This window comes from Microbacterium sp. cf046 (genome assembly GCF_900114345.1).
GTDB lineage: Bacteria > Actinomycetota > Actinomycetes > Actinomycetales > Microbacteriaceae > Microbacterium.
The window spans coordinates 562,669-582,528 of record NZ_FOZJ01000001.1; the positions used below are offsets into that span (position 1 = coordinate 562,669).

Annotated in this window: 18 protein-coding genes and 1 tRNA gene; 11 read left to right on the forward strand and 8 right to left on the reverse strand. The window is 68.4% G+C overall.

Annotated features, from left to right (window positions below):
- Positions 1-8 precede the first annotated feature (8 nt).
- On the forward strand, positions 9-641 hold the full coding sequence (locus BM349_RS02615; protein WP_254773691.1) for a TetR/AcrR family transcriptional regulator: 633 nt from the start codon (positions 9-11) through the stop codon (positions 639-641).
- Positions 642-763: 122 nt separating this feature from the next.
- Entirely contained in the window at positions 764-1,480 is a 717-nt protein-coding gene (locus BM349_RS18690) for a hypothetical protein (RefSeq protein WP_175525166.1), read from the forward strand.
- A 317-nt stretch (positions 1,481-1,797) separates the two neighbouring features.
- Here the strand turns inward: BM349_RS18690 and BM349_RS02630 are convergent, their stop codons facing one another.
- Positions 1,798-3,351, reverse strand: a complete 1,554-nt coding sequence (locus BM349_RS02630) for an amino acid permease (RefSeq protein ID WP_091702363.1) — start codon at positions 3,349-3,351, stop codon at positions 1,798-1,800.
- 176 nt (positions 3,352-3,527) lie between these two features.
- Between BM349_RS02630 and BM349_RS02635 the strand changes: the two genes are divergently transcribed.
- From BM349_RS02635 to BM349_RS02660, 6 genes are all read left to right on the forward strand, one after another.
- Positions 3,528-4,883: a glutamine synthetase family protein gene (locus BM349_RS02635; protein WP_091702367.1), complete on the forward strand. Its 1,356-nt coding sequence runs from the start codon at positions 3,528-3,530 to the stop codon at positions 4,881-4,883.
- Positions 4,864-5,649, forward strand: a complete 786-nt coding sequence (locus tag BM349_RS02640; protein WP_091702371.1) for a gamma-glutamyl-gamma-aminobutyrate hydrolase family protein — start codon at positions 4,864-4,866, stop codon at positions 5,647-5,649. Before BM349_RS02635 ends, BM349_RS02640 begins: the two co-directional genes overlap by 20 nt.
- Positions 5,646-7,013, forward strand: a complete 1,368-nt coding sequence (locus tag BM349_RS02645) for an aldehyde dehydrogenase family protein (RefSeq protein WP_091702374.1) — start codon at positions 5,646-5,648, stop codon at positions 7,011-7,013. Before BM349_RS02640 ends, BM349_RS02645 begins: the two co-directional genes overlap by 4 nt.
- A gap of 103 nt (positions 7,014-7,116) precedes the next feature.
- Complete coding sequence (locus BM349_RS02650) at positions 7,117-7,896, forward strand: 3-oxoacyl-ACP reductase (RefSeq protein WP_091702378.1); 780 nt, start codon at positions 7,117-7,119, stop codon at positions 7,894-7,896.
- A gap of 124 nt (positions 7,897-8,020) precedes the next feature.
- Entirely contained in the window at positions 8,021-8,737 is a 717-nt protein-coding gene (locus tag BM349_RS02655) for a FadR/GntR family transcriptional regulator (RefSeq protein ID WP_091702381.1), read from the forward strand.
- A gap of 145 nt (positions 8,738-8,882) precedes the next feature.
- Entirely contained in the window at positions 8,883-9,281 is a 399-nt protein-coding gene (locus tag BM349_RS02660; RefSeq protein WP_091702385.1) for a dehydrogenase, read from the forward strand.
- Between the two features lie 27 nt (positions 9,282-9,308).
- Here BM349_RS02660 and radA read toward each other — a convergent pair whose 3' ends face one another.
- Positions 9,309-10,676 carry a DNA repair protein RadA gene (gene radA, locus BM349_RS02665; protein WP_091702388.1) on the reverse strand — a complete coding sequence of 456 codons (1,368 nt, stop codon included), beginning with the start codon at positions 10,674-10,676 and terminating at the stop codon, positions 9,309-9,311.
- Between the two features lie 82 nt (positions 10,677-10,758).
- Here radA and BM349_RS02670 point away from each other — a divergent pair, with 82 nt between their 5' ends.
- Positions 10,759-11,247 (forward strand): SRPBCC domain-containing protein, encoded by a 489-nt coding sequence (locus BM349_RS02670; protein WP_091702392.1) that lies wholly within the window; start codon positions 10,759-10,761, stop codon positions 11,245-11,247.
- A gap of 12 nt (positions 11,248-11,259) precedes the next feature.
- On the opposite strand, the gene BM349_RS02675 is transcribed toward BM349_RS02670, so the two are convergent.
- Entirely contained in the window at positions 11,260-12,210 is a 951-nt protein-coding gene (locus tag BM349_RS02675; RefSeq protein WP_091702395.1) for an L-lactate dehydrogenase, read from the reverse strand.
- Positions 12,211-12,261: 51 nt separating this feature from the next.
- On the reverse strand, positions 12,262-13,647 hold the full coding sequence (locus tag BM349_RS02680) for an MFS transporter (protein ID WP_091704788.1): 1,386 nt from the start codon (positions 13,645-13,647) through the stop codon (positions 12,262-12,264).
- A 195-nt stretch (positions 13,648-13,842) separates the two neighbouring features.
- Here BM349_RS02680 and BM349_RS02685 point away from each other — a divergent pair, with 195 nt between their 5' ends.
- Together BM349_RS02685 and BM349_RS02690 are read left to right on the forward strand one after the other, a co-directional pair.
- The gene (locus tag BM349_RS02685) at positions 13,843-14,700 is read left to right on the forward strand and encodes an LLM class F420-dependent oxidoreductase (protein WP_091702403.1); all 858 of its coding nucleotides are present in this window, start codon (positions 13,843-13,845) and stop codon (positions 14,698-14,700) included.
- Between the two features lie 68 nt (positions 14,701-14,768).
- Positions 14,769-14,859: transfer RNA gene (locus BM349_RS02690), tRNA-Ser, on the forward strand.
- A gap of 268 nt (positions 14,860-15,127) precedes the next feature.
- Here the strand turns inward: BM349_RS02690 and BM349_RS02695 are convergent.
- The 4 genes from BM349_RS02695 to BM349_RS02710 are packed head-to-tail and all read right to left on the reverse strand — an operon-like array spanning position 15,128 to position 19,852.
- Entirely contained in the window at positions 15,128-16,021 is an 894-nt protein-coding gene (locus BM349_RS02695) for a 3-hydroxyacyl-CoA dehydrogenase family protein (protein WP_091702408.1), read from the reverse strand.
- Entirely contained in the window at positions 16,018-16,767 is a 750-nt protein-coding gene (locus BM349_RS02700; protein WP_091702412.1) for a carboxylesterase family protein, read from the reverse strand. Before BM349_RS02700 ends, BM349_RS02695 begins: the two co-directional genes overlap by 4 nt.
- Entirely contained in the window at positions 16,764-17,192 is a 429-nt protein-coding gene (locus BM349_RS02705) for a carboxylesterase family protein (protein WP_091702415.1), read from the reverse strand. The genes BM349_RS02700 and BM349_RS02705 overlap by 4 nt, the downstream gene beginning before the upstream one ends.
- A 2-nt stretch (positions 17,193-17,194) precedes the next feature.
- Positions 17,195-19,852 carry a family 78 glycoside hydrolase catalytic domain gene (locus BM349_RS02710; protein WP_091702419.1) on the reverse strand — a complete coding sequence of 886 codons (2,658 nt, stop codon included), beginning with the start codon at positions 19,850-19,852 and terminating at the stop codon, positions 17,195-17,197.
- Positions 19,853-19,860: the final 8 nt, after the last annotated feature.

Below are 19,860 nucleotides of genomic sequence, written 5' to 3' on the forward strand. Positions count from 1 at the left end.
CTGGTGGCGTGCTCGAACCGCCCGCCACCTCCGAACGACCCGCCGTGCCCGACGCGGCGGCGCGCCGCGGGCGGCCCGGCTACGACCAGCGGCAGTTCCTCGAGATGGCCGTCGACGTCTTCAACGAGCACGGCTACGACGCAACCTCGGTGGCTTCGCTGGCGACACGCCTGGGGCTTTCGAAGTCGGCGCTGTACCACCACTTCGAATCCAAGGAGCATCTGCTGCGGCTCGCGCTCGACGAAGCACTCGGAGGCCTCGAGGGCGTGCTGCTCGAACAGGGCGCGCGGGAGGGGGGTGCGGGCGAGCGTCTCGGCTACGTGCTGCGCGGCGCCGTCGGCGTGCTGATCGACAGGCTTCCGTACGTGACGCTGCTGCTGCGCGTGCGGGGGAACAGCGACGTCGAGCGGCAGGCCCTGGAGCGCAGGCGCGCGTTCGACCATGGGATCACCGGCATGGTGCGGGCCGCGCAGCGGGAGGGCACCGTGCGGTCGGACGTCGACGCCTCCGTGGCGACGCGGCTGCTGTTCGGAATGGTCAACTCGATCGTCGAGTGGTACCGCCCGACAGGCCCCGAAGGCGCGGCCGAGCTCGCTTCGGATGTCCTGACCGTCGCACTCGACGGACTCCGCCCCCGCTGACCCGCTCGCGAGACTTCAGACATGCACGGCTCCGGGCGCCTCCGACCGTGCCGGAGTGAAGTCTCGCGGGGGAACGGCGAGGGGGGCGGGGAGCGGAGCGGAGCCGGAGTTAGCCTGGGTGCATGAGCGGCGAACCTCCCCGCAAGCGGCCGTCGCCGGCTGTCTATCGTCGCCGACGGATCGTGCTGCTGCTCGCGCTCGTCCTCATCGCCGGGATGGTGTGGCTGCTGATCGCGCAGCCGTGGAGGGGCGCTGCCGAGAATCGCGCCGATCCGACGCCGACCGCGACCCAGGCGGCCGCGACGGACCTGCCGGTGCCCGGCACGACCACGCCGACCCCGACCCCCACTGCGACCCCCACCGCGACGCCGACACCGACCCCTACGCGGACATCGACGTCGACGCCTGCTCCCGATGCGACGCCGACAGCGAAGCCGTGCGTCGCGCGCGACATCACCGTCGAAGCGCTCACCGACCAGGACACCTACGAGGCCGGCCAGAATCCGCAGCTGTCGATCCGGCTCACGAACAACGGGGGCACGGACTGCACCCTCAATGTGGGCACGAGTGGCCAGGCGTTCACGATCGTCAGCGGGACTGACGTGTGGTGGCGTTCCACCGACTGCCAGACCGAGCCGAGCGACATGGTCGTGCTGCTCGCCGCCGGTCAGTCCGTCTCCAGCGCGGCACCGCTGGTGTGGGACCGGACGCGGTCATCGGTCAGCACGTGCGCGGATTCCAACCGCCAGAACGCGCCCGGCGGGGGAGCCTCGTACCACCTGAGCGTCGAGATCGGCGGGATCGCGTCGACCCAGTCGGCGCAGATCCTGCTGTACTGATCACCCGCTCTCGGCGATCTCACTGGAACTGTCCCCCGAAGAGGGGACAGACGGATGCGGAAGCCGCGCGTACCGTTGGAAACAGCTCCCGTTTCGACGGCTCATAGTTGTCCCCAGCAACGTCTCGTCCCCAGCGAGGAACTGAGCCCCCGGAGAGCACTTGGCCCTCTCGAGTCACTCCCCGCGCAGGGGGTGGCCCGAGGGGGCCGAGTCAATTCCCCTGCGAGACCGCAGCGCGGCATCCCGTTTCAGGCGACAGCGCGGGGTCGGAGCATCCCCCCGGACCACTCCGACCCCGCGGCCCCTGCGAGGGCTTGTCAGGTCTTCGGCTGCTCCTCGCCGAAGACCTCCGTCTCCATGGCGTCGTAGCCCTCTTCCTCCGGGTTCCAGTGCTTGCCCTCGGAGAGCGCGTACTCCTCCTCGGGCGAGAGCACGAGGCGGTGCCGGAAGAACAGGGCGAATCCGACCAGGATCACCACGTAGACGATGAAGATCGCGATGATCGCCGGGACGAAGGTCGGGTTCAGCAGGAAGCCCACGAAGATGAGGGCTGCGATCACGGCGGCGATGACCGCGCCGGTGATGCCCCACGGGCTGACATACGGGCGGTTCGCGTTCGGGAACTTCCTGCGCAGGATGATGAACGAGATCATCTGCAGCAGGTAGGCCAGCACCGCGCCCCAGACGGCGATGTTGAGGACGATCGCGCCCGCCACCGCGCCGGCGCCCTCGTTCAGGGCGGCGACTGTGTCCAGGACGACCAGAGCGATGAAGCCGATCACCGCGCCGACCGTCAGCGCGACCCACGGCGTCTGCCGCTTGCCTGTGAGGGAGAGGAATCGCGGGTAGTAGCCGGCACGCGAGAGGGAGTACATGTTGCGCCCGTACGCGAACATGATCCCCTGCAGCGAGGCGAGCAGGCCGACGAGCGCGAACAGTGCGAGCAGGGCGGCGAGCTGGTCGCCGACGATCGCGCGGAACCCGTCGAGCAGGGGCTCGGCCGCCACTCCGGTCGCCTCGGCGCCGATGACGCCGGTGTTCAGGAACAGCACCAGCAGACCGGTGACGATCAGCGTGCCGCGCGCCCAGAAGCCTGCCTTCGGGATGTCGCGCACCGGGTCGTGGGACTCCTCCGCCGCGAGCGGGAGCTCCTCGATGCCGAGGAAGAACCACATCGCGAACGGCAGGGCGAACAGGATCGGAAGCACGCCGTGCGGCAGGAACTCGGTCTGACCCGGGTCGGGGACGATGTCCCACAGGTTGCCCCACTGGAAGGCGCCGGAGACCAGCGCCATGATCGAGAACACCACGATGATGCCGATCGAGATGATCGAGACGACGATCGCGAACTTGAAGGAGATCGCCGCACCTGCGGAGTTCAGCAGGATGAACACGGCGTACAGGATGATCCACCACACCCACGTCGGCATCGAGAAGTTCAGCAGCTCGCTGGTGATCGCGTCGGCGTATGACGCGGAGAAGTAGACGATCACCGCGGTCGTGGCGACGTACTCGATCGTCTCCGCGGCGCCGGTGACCAGGCCGCCCCATGGCCCCATCGCCGAGCGGGCGAACGAGTAGGCGCCTCCGGTGTGCGGCATCGCGGCGGCCATCTCTCCGATCGAGAAGATCATGCCGTAGTACATGGCGACCAGGATCACGAAGGCGATCAGCATCCCGCCGAAGCCGGCGAAGTCGATGCCGAAGTTCCAGCCCGAGAAGTCGCCCGAGATGACGGCGGCGACCGCGAGGCCCCACAGTCCCCAGATGCCGGCGGAACGCTTGAGCGTCCTCTTCTCGAAGTATCCCTGGCCTGCCCGCGTATAGGTTGCTCCCGCAACCTTGGCGGAATCATTGCGCGACTGTGACATCTGTCCTCCGTGCATTCGGGTGCGGCGCGAGGGCGGCGCCTTTGCGCATGATTGTGTTCCCTAAAGGTGGGTTCTGTCTACCTTTGCAGTCAACTTCGTGGTTACAGTGGACGCGGCGCCGGCCACTCGGACCGGCGCTCTCCACGCGCAGCGCACTGCGCCAAGGAAGGTGACGGATGCCAGGGAACCTCAGCGTCTCGGACCTGTACGCCGCGATCGCGGCCGACGAGATCGACACCGTGATCGTCGCCTTCGCCGACGCGCAGGGCCGTCTGGTCGGCAAGCGCGTGTCGGCCCGTCTCTTCCAGGAGGAGGTCCTCCCGCACGGGGCGGAGGCCTGCAACTACCTGCTGTCGGTCGACGTCGACATGAACACGGTCGACGGCTATGCGATGTCGAGCTGGGAGAAGGGGTACGGCGACATGATGCTGCTGTCCGACCCCGCGACCCTTCGGCGGATCCCGTGGATGCCGGGCACGGCGCTCGTGATGGCGGATCTCGAGTGGGAGGGCGGCGACCCGGTCGCCCAGTCGCCGCGCGCGATCCTCAAGCACCAGCGCGCACGCCTCGCCGAACGCGGACTGACCGCCTATGCGGGCACCGAGCTCGAGTTCATCGTCTTCGACGACACGTATCGGGATGCCTGGGCCAAGGGCTACCGCGACCTCAGACCGTCGACGGACTACAACGTCGACTACGACCTGCTCGCCTCGGGTCGGCTCGAACCGCTGCTGCGCGATATCCGCCGTGGCATGGACGGCGCCGGGATGTACTGCGAAGGCGTCAAGGGGGAGTGCAACCTCGGCCAGCAGGAGATCGCGTTCCGCTACGCCGAGGTGCTCGAGACGGCCGACCAGCACTCGATCTACAAGAACGGTGCGAAGGAGATCGCCGAGAAGCACGGCAAGGCGCTCACCTTCATGGCGAAGTTCAACGAGCGCGAGGGCAACAGCTGCCACATCCACCTGTCGGTGCGCGGCGACGACGGCACTCCGGTCATGGCGGGCGACGGCGAGTACGGGTTCAGTCCCTTCATGGAGCACTGGATCGCCGGCATCCTGGCGACGCTGCGGGAGTTCACGCTGCTGTACGCGCCGACGATCAACTCGTACAAGCGCTACCAGAAGGGCACGTTCGCGCCGACCGGCGTGGCGTGGGGGCTCGACAACCGCACATGCGCGCTGCGCGTGATCGGGCACGGCCAGTCGCTGCGCCCCGAGAACCGCGTGCCCGGCGGCGACGTCAACCCGTACCTCGCGATCTCGGCGATCATCGCAGGAGGTCTGTACGGCGTCGAGAACGAGCTGCCGATGCCCGACCCGCTCGCCGGGAACGCGTACTCGTCGGGTGTCGACCACCTGCCCACCACGCTGCGCGACGCCGCGCAGCTGTTCGAAGAGTCCTCGGTCGCCCGGGCGGCCTTCGGCGACGACATGGTGGAGCACTACCTGCATCAGGCGCGGATCGAGGTCGAGGCCTATGACGCCGCCGTGACGGACTGGGAGCGGATCCGTGGTTTCGAACGTCTCTGACGACCCGCGCTCGACGCACCGGCGGGCGCCGGTGATCGGGCTGACGACCTACCTCGAGCAGGCCAAGCAGGGCGTGTGGGACGTTCAGGCGGCATTCCTGCCGCACGTGTACTTCGACGCCGTGTCGGCCTCGGGCGGTGTCGCCGTCCTGCTTCCGCCGCAGCCGAACGCGGAGCTCGCGGCATCCGTCGTCCTGGACGGCCTCGACGGGCTGATCCTCACCGGCGGCAAGGATGTGCAGCCGGAGCTGTACGGCGCGGAGCGGCATCCGCTCACCGACGAGCCGCGACCCGATCGCGACGACTGGGAGCTGGCGCTGTTCCGAGGCGCCGACGAGCGGCGGATCCCGGTGCTCGCGATCTGCCGGGGCTTCCAGCTCGTGAACGTCGCGCGAGGGGGAACACTGCACCAGCACCTGCCCGAGGCACTCGGAACCGAGCGCTACCGGGTCGGAGGCGGCGTCTTCGCCTCCAATTCCGTGCAGGTGGATCAGGGCACCGCGCTGGCCGCCCTCGTGGGCGAGGACGACCTCGCCGTGCACAGCTATCACCACCAGGGCGTCGACCGGCTCGGCGAGGGACTCGTGGTCACCGCGCGCACCGACGACGGGCTGGCGCAGGCCTTCGAATCCACAGGCGACGGGTATGTGCTCGGCGTGCAGTGGCATCCGGAGCAGGACCTCGAGGACCGCCGGCTGTTCGCGGGACTCGTGGCCGCGGCATCCGAGTATGCCGCTTCACGCATGCAGTCGGAGGCGGTCTCGTGACCGAGGGCTTCACGGTCATCAACCCTGCGACGGCCGCCCCGATCCGCGAGGTCGCGAGGGCCGGGATCGTCGATGTGGATGCGGCGATCACCCGCGCAGTCCGTGCACAGCGCTCCTGGTCGGGCCTCGCACCGATCGCCCGTGCCGACGCGCTGCGCGCATTCGCCCGGGTCGTCGAGACGCACGTCGAGGAGCTCGCACTGCTCGAGGTGCTCAACTCCGGGCATCCGATCAGCTCCGCCCGGTGGGAGGCGTCGCACGTCGCACAGGTGCTGAACTACTACGCCGGCGCGCCCGAGCGGCTGGCCGGTCAGCAGATCCCGGTGGCCGGCGGCATCGACATCACCTTCCACGAGCCGTACGGCGTGGTCGGGATCATCGTGCCGTGGAACTTCCCGATGACGATCGCCGCGTGGGGCTTCGCGCCCGCGCTCGCCGCCGGCAATGCCGTCGTGCTCAAGCCCGCGGAGCTCACACCGCTCACGGCCATGCGGCTCGGCGAGCTGGCCCTGGAGGCCGGGCTCCCCGAGGGGCTCTTCGAGGTGATCACCGGCTCCGGGTCGGTCGTCGGTCAGCGGTTCGTGTCGCATCCCGACGTGCGCAAGGTCGTCTTCACCGGCTCGACCGAGGTCGGGACGGATGTCGCCGCGGGCTGCGCCCGGGCGCTCAAGCCGGTGACCCTCGAGCTCGGCGGGAAGAGCGCGAACGTGATCTTCGAGGATGCCGATCTCGAGCGCGCGGCCGCGTCGGCGCCGGGGGCCGTGTTCGACAACGCGGGGCAGGACTGCTGCGCGCGCAGCCGGATCCTGGTGCAGCGGTCGGTGTTCGACCGCTTCCTCGAGCTGCTCGAGCCCGCGGTCGCGGACTGGCGGGTGGGCGACCCGCACGACGAGGCGACGGAGATGGGCCCGCTCATCTCGGCTGCGCATCGCGACACGGTGACGCCGTTCATCAAGCACTCGCGCGTCGCGTTCCGCGGTTCGGCACCGGGGGGTCCGGGATTCTGGTTCGCCCCTGCGGTCGTGCTCCCCGAGAGCCGTCAGGACCGTGTCGCGCAGCACGAGATCTTCGGCCCGATCGTCGCGGTGCTGCCGTTCGAGGACGAGGCCGACGCGATCGCCCTCGCGAACGACACGATCTACGGCCTGGCGGGGTCGATCTGGACCGAGAACCTCGGGCGCGCCGTCCGCGTCGCGCGGGGGGTCAAGAGCGGGGTCCTGTCGGTCAACTCGCACTCGTCCGTCCGCTACACGACCCCGTTCGGCGGGATGAAGGCATCCGGTCTCGGGCGGGAGCTCGGGCCCGACGCGGCCGAGCGCTTCACCGAGACGAAGAACGTCTTCTTCGCGACGGACGGCGCCTGATGGGCGCGGCATCCCTCTCTCTCGATTCCATGTCCCACATTCACATCGTTCCCGAGGCCTGTGGGCGGCCTTTTCGGGACACCACCCACTCGGGAGCAGCGCAATGACCGTCGATCTCACTCAGCGACTCAAGGACCGCGTCGCCGTCATCACCGGCGGTGCGAGCGGTATCGGTCTGGCCACCGCCCGTCGGTTCGCCGCCGAGGGCGCGTTCGTGGTGATCGCCGACCTGGACCCGGCCAGCGGCGAGGCCGCGGCATCCGAGGTCGGCGGGGTCTACCGCCATGTGAACGTCGCGGATCAGGCATCCGTCGACGCGCTGTTCGACGGCGTCTTCGCCGAGTTCGGCCGGCTCGACATCGCGTTCAACAACGCCGGCATCTCCCCTGCGGACGACGACTCGATCGAGACCACCGAGCTGCCGGCCTGGGATCGCGTGCAGGACGTCAACCTCAAGAGCGTCTACCTGTGCTCGCGCGCAGCCCTGCGGCACATGGTTCCGCAGGGCAGCGGGTCGATCATCAACACGGCCTCGTTCGTGGCCCTGCTGGGCTCGGCTACCTCGCAGATCAGCTACACGGCGTCCAAGGGCGGCGTGCTCGCGATGACGCGCGAGCTGGGTGTGCAGTTCGCGCGTCAGGGAATCCGCGTGAACGCCCTCTGCCCGGGCCCGGTCAACACACCGCTGCTGCAGGAGCTCTTCGCGAAGGACCCCGAGCGCGCGCAGCGCCGACTCGTCCACGTGCCGATGGGGCGCTTCGCCGAGCCCGATGAGCTCGCCGCCGCGGTCGCCTTCCTCGCGTCGGATGACGCATCGTTCATCACCGCGACCGCGTTCGTGGTCGACGGCGGCATCACCAACGCGTACGTGACACCCCTCTGAGAGCCGACATGAGCAGAACTCCACCAGAGCGTCGGCGAACCCTGCGTATCACGCATGTTCCGTCCCGCCGCGCCGCAGAACGGTGGAGTTCTGCCGGGCATACAGTCCGGAAGGTCGCGACACGATGACTGAGGTGCCGCTCCGGGAAGTGCGCAGGGTCGTCTACCGGCCGCTGCGCGAAGGCAACGCGCTCGAGGACACCGTGGCGCGGCTCGTGCAGACCATCCGCCTGGGGGTGGTCGCGCCGGGGGAGTCGCTTCCGCCCGAGCGCGAGCTCGCCGGTCGGTACGAAGTCAGTCGCGACACCGTCCGTGAGGCGATCCGCGAGCTCGCGGACACCGGGTTCCTCGTGCGTCGGCGCGGGCGCTACGGCGGCACGTTCGTCGCCGATCCGCTGCCCCAGCCCCCGCATCCTGGTGTGGTCCCGCTCGACGAACTCGACGACGTGCTGGGTCTGCGCCGGGTGATCGAGGCCGGCGCCGCCCGCACCGCCGCGGGCCGGACGCTCACCCCCGAGGCGCGGGCCGACCTGTGGGAGCGGCACGAAGCGGCCTCAGGAGCGGAGGCAGCCGACTACCGCCGGCTCGACACGCTGCTCCACCTCACGATCGCCGAAGTCGCCGGCATCCCGTCGCTCGTCGCGATCGCGGCCGAGAACCGGGCACGGGTGAACGCATGGCTCGACACCTTCCCTCTGCTGCCGCGAAACATCGAGCACTCCAACGCCCAGCACGAGCGCATCGTCACGGCGATCCTGGCCGGGCGGGCGGATGCCGCCGAGGCGGCGACCCTGGAACACCTCGCCGGTTCCGAGGCTCTCTTGCGCGGCTTCCTCGCCTGAGTCCCCTTGCCGCCCTGGCCACGCGAAACCACCCCTGCTCGCCGAATCCACCTGCGATGGGCGTGCCGAAACGGGTGGCTTCGGCGAGAAGAGGTGGTTTGGCCGAAAGGGGCGATCGCGTAAAGGGCGGAGATACGCTGGACGGATGCCGGAGGACAGCGAGACAGCCCATGAAGAGGAGCCGCCGGAGTTCCGCAACACCGCGCTGAGCGATGCGCTGCAGACGCAGGATCTCGCCGCAGTCGCGTTCGCACTCCGGCACGGACCGACGGTCGTGCCGCTGCAGCCCGCCGGCGCCGATGCTCCCGGCGAGGTGTGGACCTATCGCAACCCGACGTCGGGCACCGCCGCCCTGCTGCTGTTCAGCGACGTGTCGCGCAAGCCCGACTCGCTGCCACCGGCGGTCGCGCTGAACACCCCCGGCTGGCTGCGCGCGTTCCTCGGCCTGCACCAGGACGACATCTCGACGGTGTTCCTCGACATCGCCGGTCCGCATCCGATGCAGGCGACGCCCGCGGACCTCATCGCCGCACTCGACGCCTGACCGGCAGCCGCTCGCAGCCCAGGTCGGTCAGAACTCGGGGAAGTCCTCGCCCGGAGCGCTTCTCGTCCGCGCCTTCACGTCGTTGAGCGCGCCGCGCAGGCTGCCCGAGCGGTTGTCGATCAGGTCGGTGTATCCGAGGCGCGCGGCCTCGCTGCGCCGCTGCGCGGTCTGGGTCACCGGACGCACCTCGCCGGCGAGACTCAGTTCGCCGATCGCAGCGAGCTGCTTCGGAGTCGATTCGTTGCGGACCGCCCCGGCGACCGCGATCGCGATCGCGAGATCGGCGGCCGGTTCGGTGAAGCGCACACCGCCGACCGTGGACACGTAGACGTCGAGGTTCGAGGTGACCACACCGGCCCGCTTCTCGAGGACGGCGAGCACCATCGCGACGCGGGCGCTGTCGACGCCGTTGACGATCCGCCTCGGGTTCGGCGCGCCGGTGACGATCGTGAGCGCCTGCACCTCGACCGGCAGCGCCCGCCGGCCTTCCAGCGCGATCGCGACGCAGGTTCCCGGCTCGGGACTGCCGTGACCGAGGAACAGCGCGCTCGGGTCGGCGACCTCGGCGATGCCCGATCCGGTCATGTCGAAGCATCCGACCTCGTCGGTCGGACCGAAGCGGTTCTTCAACGCGCGCACGAACCGCAGTGAGGTCTGCCGCTCGCCTTCGAACTGGCACACGACGTCGACGAGGTGCTCGAGGATGCGGGGTCCGGCGATCGAGCCGTCCTTCGTGACGTGCCCGACGATGATCACCGGAAGCCCGCGCTCCTTCGCGACGCGGATCAGCGTCGATGCGACCTCGCGCACCTGGCTCGGGTGACCGGCCATACCCTCCGACATCGACGACGAGACGGTCTGGACCGAATCGACGATGAGGAGCTCGGGCGTGACCTCGTCGACGTGCCCGAGGATCGTCGCGAGGTCGGTCTCGGCGGCGATGTAGAGCTCGTCGTGCAGCGCCCCGGTGCGCTCGGCGCGGAGGCGCACCTGTCCGGTCGACTCCTCCGCGCTCGCGTACAAGACGCGCCGGCCTGCGCGGGCGCTCTGCGCCGCCACCTCGAGCAGCAGCGTCGACTTGCCCACGCCGGGCTCGCCCGACAGCAGGATCGCCGCGCCGGGGACGATGCCTCCGCCGAGCACGCGATCGAACTCCCCGACGCCTGTCGTACGGCGCGGCGCATCGCGCGTGTCGATGGCCGTGATGGGTCGGGCTGCGCGGTCGGCGCTCGGTGCGACGGCGGCGACGGATCGGGTCAGACCGACGGGTTCCGCCGCCTCGACGACAGTGCCCCACTGCTGGCACTCGCCGCAGCGGCCGACCCACTTCAGCGCCGTCCACCCGCACTCGGTGCACCGATACGGCGCGGTGGTGGTGGTGCGTCGGGTCGCCATGGTCCCAGGGTAGGCGTCGCCTGCGACAGAGGGATGCCGCACCGCGGTACCGCCCCGAGGTGAGGCGTCGTACGATCGCGGCATGCGAGTCGATTCAGCCCAGCGTCGTATCTCCGTCCCCCGTGAGGTCGTCTTCCGCGCCTTCACCGATCCCGGCCGGCTGGGGTCGTGGCTGCCGCCGCGCGGCATGAGCGGCCGCCTCGAGGACGCCGACCTGCGCGCCGGCGGCGGGTTCCGCATGGTGCTGACGTACGAGTCCGACCAGGCCCGCGGCAAGACCACGGAGCACACGGATGTCACCGTCGTCCGCATCGTCGCGCTCGAACAGCCGTCGCGCGTGGTGTGGGAGGTCGAGTTCGAGTCGGACGACCCCGCGTTCGCCGGCACCATGTTCATGGAGTGGACCTTGGATGCCGTGAGCGAGGCGACCGAGATCACCGTCGAGGCCAGGGACGTGCCAGCTGGAATCGCCCCGGAGGACCACGTCGCGGGGCTCACTTCGTCGCTGGCGCAACTGGCAGGGCTCTTCGAGGGTGGCGCCGGCCGGAGCCTCGCCGACCCCGGCATCTAGGCCTGCCCGCCTTCAGCGAAGCGAGTCGGCCACCTCGCGAAGCGCATCGGCGGACCGTCGCAGCAGCCCCAGCTCGTTCGCCGAGTACGGCGTTTCGCGAATGGGCTTCGCGCCCGACGCGCTCACGAGCGACGGCACCGAGAGCGCGACCCCGCTGATGCCGTGGTAGTCGCTCAGCACCGTGCTGACCGGCATCACGGCGTGCTCGTCCCCGAGGATCGCCTCGATGATCCGTGCACTGGAGAGTCCGATCGCGAAGTTCGTCGCGCCCTTGCCCTGGATCACCTTGTACGCGGCATCCCGCACGTCCACCGCGATCGCGTCGAGCTCGTCGGCGCTCATCCGCGGGTGGCCGTCGCTCTGCCATTCCAGGATGGGGACGGTGCCGATCGTGGCACTGGACCACAGCGGGAATTCGGTGTCGCCGTGCTCACCCACGATGTAGGCGTGCACGCTCGTGGTCGAGACCCCGGCGCGCTCGCCGAGCCTCCACCGCAGCCGCGAGGTGTCCAGCACCGTGCCCGAGGCGAAGATGCGCTCCGGTGGGAGATTGGTCTGGTCCTGGGCGAGCACGGTGAGCACATCGCACGGGTTGGTCACGATCACGTAGATCGCGTCCGGCGCGACCTCGAGCAGCTGCGGCAGCATCGTCTTGAGGATGCCGGCGTTCACGCCCGCGAGCTCGATGCGGGACTGCCCGGGGTTCTGCTTCGCGCCGGCCGTGATCACCACGACGTGCGACCCGGCGACGACCGAGATGTCGCTGCCGCCGACGATGTCGCTCGTCCCGGTGAACTGCGTTCCGTGGGCGAGATCGAGCATCTCTGCCTCGACCTTCGCGGTGGCGATGTCGTACAGGGCGACGTGGCGCGCTGAGCCGCGGATCAGTGCGGCATACGCGGTGCTTGCGCCGACGCTTCCGGCGCCGACCACGGTGAGCTTCGAGTTCTCGATGACCGACATGCGACCAGTGTGCCAGGGGCGCCGGGGCCGGTTCGCGTGAACGGGCCGGGTCTAATCGGCGTCCACCGGAGAGGCCTCGGCATCCGTCGTCGTGCGGGCAGGGTTGCGGATGCCGATGAACGAAACGATCCCCGCGACCGCCATGAACACCGCGGTCACGATCGCGGCACGGTGGAAGCCGTTCAGATCGAGCGATCCGCCCACGATCGCACCGAGCATCGCGATCGCGATGAGGCCTGCGACGCGCGAGACCGCATTGTTGACGGCCGATGCGATCCCTGATCGCTCCGTGTCGATGGCGCCGAGGATCGCCGAGGTGAGGGGGGAGACCGTGGTCGCAAGGCCGAGGCCGAGGACGATCATGCCGGGCAGCACCTGCGTCCAATAGGAGAAGTCCTCGCCGACGGTGAGGAGCAGAAGGCAGCCGGCAGCCATCAGCAGCGGACCGACCGTCATGAACAGCCTCGGACCCCAGCGGCCGGCCAGTGTGCCCATCCGCGAGCTGAGCAGCACCATGAGCACCGTGATCGGGATGCTCGCCAGGCCCGCGAGCGTCGCCGGCATCCCGGCGCCGGTCTGCAGGTACACGACCACGACGAAGCCGTTCAGAGCGAGCGCGCCGTACATGAACGCGGTCGTGATGTTCCCGAACGAGAAGTTCCGCACGCGGAACAGGTCCAGCGGCAGGATCGGCTGCGGGGCCGTCCGCTGGCGAAGCAGGAAGAGGACGAACAGCAGGATGCCGCCGCCCAGCGTCACCCAGATGACCGGCGAGTCCCATCCGAGGCGCGGCTGCTCGATCAGGGCGAAGACGGTTCCGCCCAGGCCCAGCGTGCACAGCGCGGCACCGAGCCAGTCGATCCTGGCACCCGCCCGGCGGTCGTCGTGCTGATGGAGCAGGTGCAGCAGCACGAGGGTGATGGCGATCGGCACGACGTTGATGAGGAACGCAAGCCGCCACGAGAAGAAGTCCACGAAGATTCCGCCGATGAGCGGGCCTGCGATCATCGCGGTCGTCGTCATCGCCGTCCACATGCCGATCGCTCGACCCTGCGACGGTCCGCGGAAGGTCGAGGTGATCAGCGCGAGCGAGCTCGGCACGAGGAATGCCGCGGCCGCCCCCTGCGCTGCGCGGGCGATGATCAGGAACAAGGGGTCAGGGGATGCCGCGACCGCGATCGATGCGATGCCGAATCCGATCAGGCCGATGCGCAGCACGAGGATGCGGCCGAACGCATCGCTGACCGATCCAGCGACCAGGATCAGCGCACCGAGCGTGATCAGGTACGAATCGACGACCCACTGCTGCGTGATCAGGCCGCCGCCGAGCTCCTCTTCGATCGCCGGGAGTGCGACGTTGACGATCGTGCCGTCGAGGAACGCGACGAACGAGGCCAGCACCGCGATCGACAGCACCAGTCGCTGGGCGCGGGACATCGGCGGACTCTTGGCTTCGACCACGACTCTCAACCTAGGCCCCGCACGACGGAGCGAGGCCGCCCCGGTTCGCTCGCTGAACTCGTCCACACATCGAATTCGGCCGGCCCGAGCGGCCCCTGCCGGGCTGCGGCGCGCTTAACCTGGCAGATGCGGGCGGATGCGGCATCCGCTCTGTGTGATGGGAGCCCCGCCATGGAATTCGGACTGCACATCGCGGACTTCACGTGGCGGACCGGCGCGCGACAGCTCGGCCCGGCGCTGGCCGCGCACGTGCGCAATGCGGAGGCCGCCGGAATCCAGCGGATCACGGTGATGGACCACTTCTGGCAGCTGCCGGGTCTGGGCCCGGTCGAGCACGAGATGCTCGAGGCGTACGCGACGCTCGGCTTCATCGTCGCGCACACCGAGAAGGCGCTCCTGCACACCCTTGTGACGGGCGTCATCTATCGTGAGCCCGCGCTGCTAGCGAAGCAGGTCACGACGTTGGACGTGCTGTCCGGTGGACGGGTCGGGCTCGGTATCGGAGCCGCATGGAACGAACAGGAGTCCCGCGGGCTCGGCTTCACGTTCCCGCCCGTGGCGGACCGGTTCCGGCAGCTAGAGGAGACGATCCAGATCTGCCTGCAGATGTGGGCCGAGGAGGAGGAGCCGTACGAGGGCGCGCTCTGGCAGCTCGAGCGGACGCTGAACTCGCCGCAGAGCGTGACGCGGCCGCATCCGTATCTGATGATCGGCGGCAGCGGTGAACGCAAGACCCTGCGCCTGGTCGCGCAGTACGCCGACGCGTGCAACATCTCGGCGACGCCCGAATCGGCGCGCAAGCTCGACGTCCTGCGCGCCCACTGCGACGCCGTCGGACGGGATTACGACGACATCGAGAAGACGGCGATGATCCCGGTGACACCGAACTCGACTCCCGCGTCGGTCGCCGAGACCGTTTCCGGGCTCGCAGCGCTGGGGTTCACGGCGACGTACGTGTTCGCAGTGGGGATGCCCGAGCCGTCCGAGGTCGTGGATCTGATCGCCGGGGCCGCTGCGTTGGTGGCGTGACGGATGCCGCGAGGTGCGCGATTCGCTCCGATTCGCGGCACCGCGTGTCGTGACGTAAACTCTTCGGCGGTGACGTGTCCGAGCGGCCGAAGGTGCAACTCTCGAAAAGTTGTGTAGGGTAACCCCCTACCGTGGGTTCAAATCCCACCGTCACCGCCATGAAAACCCCTGATCATCAGGGGTTTTCTTCATTGTGTTGTAGCGGCCGTGCCCACGTCGCGCCACACCTATTGGGCAAGTCGGTCGCTTCGCGACCCCCGCATCAGGTGGTGCGACGCGTTCGATCTGAGGGTGCCACTTCGGCATTGCGCGTATTTCCGCGGTTTGGCGATCATGCGTCCACTGGAATATGAGGTGGATGCGGCTCGGCGTTGACACCTACGGTGGGTATCCGGCCCACCGCAACTCCGCGATGTTCCGCTCGCTTTCATGACGCGGAGAAGCGCTCTGGGCTGAACCTGACGCCCAGTTCGAAATGCCGCTCCATGTCGCGGAAAGTCATGGCGTCGGTCTTCGGATCGTGCTCATAGAAGCCCTGACCTGTCTTCGAGCCCAAGTGCCCCTGCGTGGTGAGAGAGCTGAGCCGAGCGCTCGGTTCAGCGGTGTTGCTGAGCAGGGGGAACAGCAGGGCGGAAACCCTCGCCCAGATGTCGAGCCCCCCGAGATCGGCGACACCGATCGGCCCGGCCGCAGCCCAGCGCGGCGCGAGGCCGGACTTGACGATGTCGTCAATGGCGCCCGGCGACGCGATGCCCGCGTCCACCAGCGCGAGAGCTTCGCGAAGGATCGCCGCCTGCAGACGGTTGGCAACAAAGCCGGGGCATTCCTTCTGCAGGAGGACCGGGTGCCGGCCCATCGCGCTGAGTAGATCCACGACCTGAGCGGTCGCGGATGTGGACGTCGCGGGACCCGGAACGATCTCGACCAGCGGCACCAGCTGCGGGGGATTGAAGAAGTGTGCCACGAGGAATCGCTCAGGATTCCTGACAGAAGGTGCGAGGACGCTCGGCATGAACGTCGACGTGTTGGAGGCGATAATGCCCTCCGTGTGCAAGGCGATCTCGGCCAGCACCGAGTTCTTCACATCGACGTCCTCCACCACCGCCTCGATTGCGAGATCGACATCTCGGACGCAGTCACCGAGGCTCGAAGAGAGCGAGAAATTGTCGCGAAGCGACCAAGGGTGCTCGTCGGACGCGATCGCGTCGCGCCGGGGGTCGAAGCCTCGGACCTCAATATTCTGCGACACAAACAGCTCGGCCAGGGCGAGGCCCATTGTTCCCAGTCCAGCGATCCCGACGACGGCTGCGGGGAGGTTCATGTGGTCTCCGTGGACGATATCTGAGCAGAACTGCGCGAACTGAGCGAGGTATTCATCGGCCAGACTTCAGTGATCGCGCTCGGGGGCTCCGTGACGACATCCGCGTCGCCGCCGAACTGTCGGATGTTGTCGACATCCGCTGCCGTGTACCTCGCCCATCCAACCCGCCCATCCCGGATGAACTCCCTGCAGGCGCTTGTGAACGATTCTCGGATGGCGAGGTTCAGCGGAATGTCAGTGAGCTGTCCGGCGGCCAGAACTGCCTGCGGGTGCTGGTGCAGCACGTGACCGTCGAGCACAAAGCCCCAGACGCGACGACCGGGGAGATTACGCGCCCCGATATCCGAATCGACGACGGCGAACTGAGCCTCGAGTATGCGCTCGGGATCCACTGTCTGCAGCTCCGTCATCGACCTGATGCCAAGTTCGCCCCATAATTCACGTGCAACCGCGGTGGCGGTCTCCACGGGGATGATGCGACCGGTATGGCCGCTGGACATGATCGCCTTAGCGAACAATCCCCGTGCAGACGGCGCGCCCTGCAAACACCCGATGGAGAACGCGCCCGCTGAGTGCCCCGCGACGGTGATGTTCTCGGGGTCTCCGCCGAATGCAGCGATGTTGCGGCGGACCCAGGCAAGCGCCATCAGCTGGTCCTGCAGCCCGATGTTGCCGGACGTCTCCCACCCGCGGCCGCCGATGCCCGGCCAGTACCCGAAACGGAACGCCCCCACCCGGTAGTTCATCGAAACGATAACGGCGTCTGTTGAGGCGGAGGAACTCCTCCGGGAGTGAACGGCGGCGCCCCCATCCCAAGCTCATTGCCACCACCGTAGATCCACACGATCACCGGGCGGCTGGCGCGGGTGTCCGGCGTCCACACATTCAAGTAGAGGCAATCCTCGCTGATCTCGAGATCTCCGAGCTGTGGAAACCTTCGCTGGACGGGCGCCGCTCGAAACTCGATCGCCTCCACGTCGGCGACCGCGTCCGGCGGCGCGACCGGTGGCCGGAACCGCAGCTCGCCGATCGGCGGTTGCGCGAAAGGGATGCCGGCGAAGACCGCGCGGCCGCCGTCGCCAACGGTTCCGATGAAGGTGCCGGCGGGTGCTGCCGTGGTTATGGTGCCATTCTCATCACGCATCTTTCCTTGACCCATCTCCGGTGTCATCCTCACAGGCTGGCGAAGGACTGTTCCGGTTGCCTGAGCAGCAGTTGGTGCGTGCCCGGGCGCAGCTCCTGTTCATTCCCGGCGACGACCACGTCGGCGACCGACCCGACCGGAACCTCGACGCGCAGGAGGAGACCTCCCTGCCCGCGTTCCCAGGAGATAGCGGCCCTCCCTCGCGGAGTCTGATGCTCAATCGTGGCGTTCGTGATTCTGTCGTCGCTCACCGGCGACACCTCGAATCGCGTCCATCCCGGCGCGGTGAGGCGCATCCCTCCGACGCGCTGCTGAATCCATGACGCCACCGAGCCGAGGAAGTAGTGGTTTCTCGAGCGGGCGTCGCGATCCCACGACTCCAGCAGAGTCGCTTCGCCGTTGTCGAACCACACTCCCCAGCCCGGGCGGGTGCGTTGCAGAAGGACGGTCAGCGCGAGGTCGTCGCGGCCGGCGGCGGTGAGCACCGGCAGAAGGTGTCGGACGCCGATGGCGCCGACATCCAGATGACCGTCCGTTCGCTGCTCGAGATCGTTGATCAGACTGGCGCGCACCGAGGCAACGTGCTCGGTAGGAACTGCGTTGAAGGCCAGCGGAAGGACATTGAGAGCTTGCCGGTATCCCACGCCGGCCACGGCGTAGGATCCTTCCGCCTCATCGAAATAGGCATGGTGGTACGCGGCGGCGGTGGATCGGGCCGCCTCGGTGTAGCGAGCCGCGCGGGGGTCGTTCATCTCCTCGAGGATCAGTGCCGTGTGTTGGAGCACGGTGACGGCCATCATGGTGGCAGTGGGAGCCATGCCCTCAGGGGGGATTCCGTATCCCGGCGGCAGCCAGTCGCTCCAACTGCGGTCCGGCCACAGCCCACCGTCGGCTCTGGCGAGCAACTGGTCTGCGAACCGGACGATCATCGGTGCGTACCGTTCCAGCACAGCGATGTCGCCGTACTCGCGGTACAGGTACCAGGGGATGAGCACCGCGGATGCTGACCAGGCCGGATCGGAGTCCCGCATCGTGCCCGGAGTCGGGACGATCTGAGGGACGGCTCCATCGTCCCGTTGCGCGTCGACGTGGTCGTCCATCCACTTTCGGAAGGGTCGGCGCAGATCGAAGTGGTGCAAGAGCGCTTCGGTCGCCAAGTGGGCGTCGGCGGTCCAGCCGTTCTTCTCGTAGATAGGGGTGTCGGTGGGGATGCCGTGCAGATTGTTGCGGAACGTGCGGCCGAGGGCGGAATTGATCCAGGTGAGGAGGGGGTCGCTCGCCGCGAACTCGCCCACGTCCTCCAGGGGCGTGTAGATCGGAACCGCCCGGAGGTCATCGACTCGGAGGTCACCGGTGACGTCGACCTGCATCCACCGGAAGCCGCGGTAGCCGAACTGCGGCTCCCATTCATACTCAGTCACCGGCGCCTGGACGATCAGCGTATCCACCTGCGAGTCGCCGGCCGTGAGGAAGTTGTCGCAGATCACCCGACCGTCATCGTCTCGCTGCTCACCCGAGATCACCCGGACGGTGCCACTGCTGCCGGTGACGACACAACGAACGCGACCGGTGATGACGCCCCCGAAGTCCAGCACGGTTCCGCCACCGTCCAAGGGTTCGACGACGACGGGCGCCACCGGAGGGAGCGTGGTTATCGGGGGATGACATGCGGGCTTGAGCTTGCCGCGCGGCGCGCTGACCACGGTGGCGGGGGACCAATTCCTCTCGTCGTCGCCCACCCGCCATGTCTCGCCGCCGAACAGCAGATCTTTCTCCACGGGCCCCGACGCAGTCTCCCAGTGCGGTCCGGTCATGTACTCCTGGGTGCGGCCGTCGCTGTAGGTGAGGTCGAGGCGGGTGAGCGCTACCGGTTCTCTGTGCCACGGCGCGACATTCCACCCCCAGATATCTCCCCCGCGCGCCGCGTAACGCTCTCGGCCGGCCTCGATGAGAATCTCGTTCCGCCCCGACCTGAGCAGATGGCCGACGGGCCAAGTGCGATAGAGAATCGTCTTGTCGTAGTCGGTGACGGCGGGGCCGATCGCTTCGTTGCCCACCCGATGCCCGTTGATGCGGACCACTCCGCACCCCAGAACCACCGCAGCCAGGGTCGCGTCTTGAACTGAGCCTTCCACGGTGATCGTGCTGCGGAACCATGGGTTGGGGGCGGGATCCGTCTCGACGGCGAGGAGACGCGTCCCGTGCGCAGGCTGCCCGTCACGTGTGGCTCCCCCGAGTACCGGATTGGGGGAGATGCCGTCATCGGTGTCGGCCGCCGCAGCATCCGCGGTGTGCCATCCCGTGGTGCCTCGCTCGGCGCGAAGAACCAGGCGGTAACGGCCGGCCGGCGCCGACGCCGGAAGTTCGATGAGCTGTCCGAACCAGTCCCAGAGTATGTAGGGACCCTGCACGGTCCGCTCAGCGATCAATGCGCCTTCGATGGACTCGAGGCGGAGGGTGAACCGGTTCTGAGCTGTGTAGGGATCATCCACATCACCGGGACCAGCCACGTCGACTGTGATAGCGGTGATCGGTCCGAACACTTCGAAATCCTGGGCGATCTCGCTCCCTTCGGTCACCCAGTCGATGCGGGCGCGACGATTCTCACGCGTGATGCGCTGGCTGCGCGGCACGGCACGCGAAATCCACTCGGCGTGGTGGAACGGATTGCTGGTAGTCAATTTCATTGCTCCGA

Coding starts and splice junctions, on each gene's coding strand:
- BM349_RS02680 (WP_091704788.1), bottom strand. CDS start 13,647: ATGTCCCGCGCCCAGCGACTGGTGCTGTCGATCGCGGTGCTGGCCTCG.
- BM349_RS02655 (WP_091702381.1), top strand. CDS start 8,021: ATGACTGAGGTGCCGCTCCGGGAAGTGCGCAGGGTCGTCTACCGGCCG.
- BM349_RS02675 (WP_091702395.1), bottom strand. CDS start 12,210: ATGTCGGTCATCGAGAACTCGAAGCTCACCGTGGTCGGCGCCGGAAGC.
- BM349_RS02710 (WP_091702419.1), bottom strand. CDS start 19,852: ATGAAATTGACTACCAGCAATCCGTTCCACCACGCCGAGTGGATTTCG.
- BM349_RS18690 (WP_175525166.1), top strand. CDS start 764: ATGAGCGGCGAACCTCCCCGCAAGCGGCCGTCGCCGGCTGTCTATCGT.
- BM349_RS02670 (WP_091702392.1), top strand. CDS start 10,759: ATGCGAGTCGATTCAGCCCAGCGTCGTATCTCCGTCCCCCGTGAGGTC.
- BM349_RS02650 (WP_091702378.1), top strand. CDS start 7,117: ATGACCGTCGATCTCACTCAGCGACTCAAGGACCGCGTCGCCGTCATC.
- BM349_RS02630 (WP_091702363.1), bottom strand. CDS start 3,351: ATGTCACAGTCGCGCAATGATTCCGCCAAGGTTGCGGGAGCAACCTAT.
- BM349_RS02695 (WP_091702408.1), bottom strand. CDS start 16,021: ATGAACCTCCCCGCAGCCGTCGTCGGGATCGCTGGACTGGGAACAATG.
- BM349_RS02700 (WP_091702412.1), bottom strand. CDS start 16,767: ATGAACTACCGGGTGGGGGCGTTCCGTTTCGGGTACTGGCCGGGCATC.
- BM349_RS02660 (WP_091702385.1), top strand. CDS start 8,883: ATGCCGGAGGACAGCGAGACAGCCCATGAAGAGGAGCCGCCGGAGTTC.
- BM349_RS02705 (WP_091702415.1), bottom strand. CDS start 17,192: ATGACACCGGAGATGGGTCAAGGAAAGATGCGTGATGAGAATGGCACC.
- radA (WP_091702388.1), bottom strand. CDS start 10,676: ATGGCGACCCGACGCACCACCACCACCGCGCCGTATCGGTGCACCGAG.
- BM349_RS02685 (WP_091702403.1), top strand. CDS start 13,843: ATGGAATTCGGACTGCACATCGCGGACTTCACGTGGCGGACCGGCGCG.
- BM349_RS02635 (WP_091702367.1), top strand. CDS start 3,528: ATGCCAGGGAACCTCAGCGTCTCGGACCTGTACGCCGCGATCGCGGCC.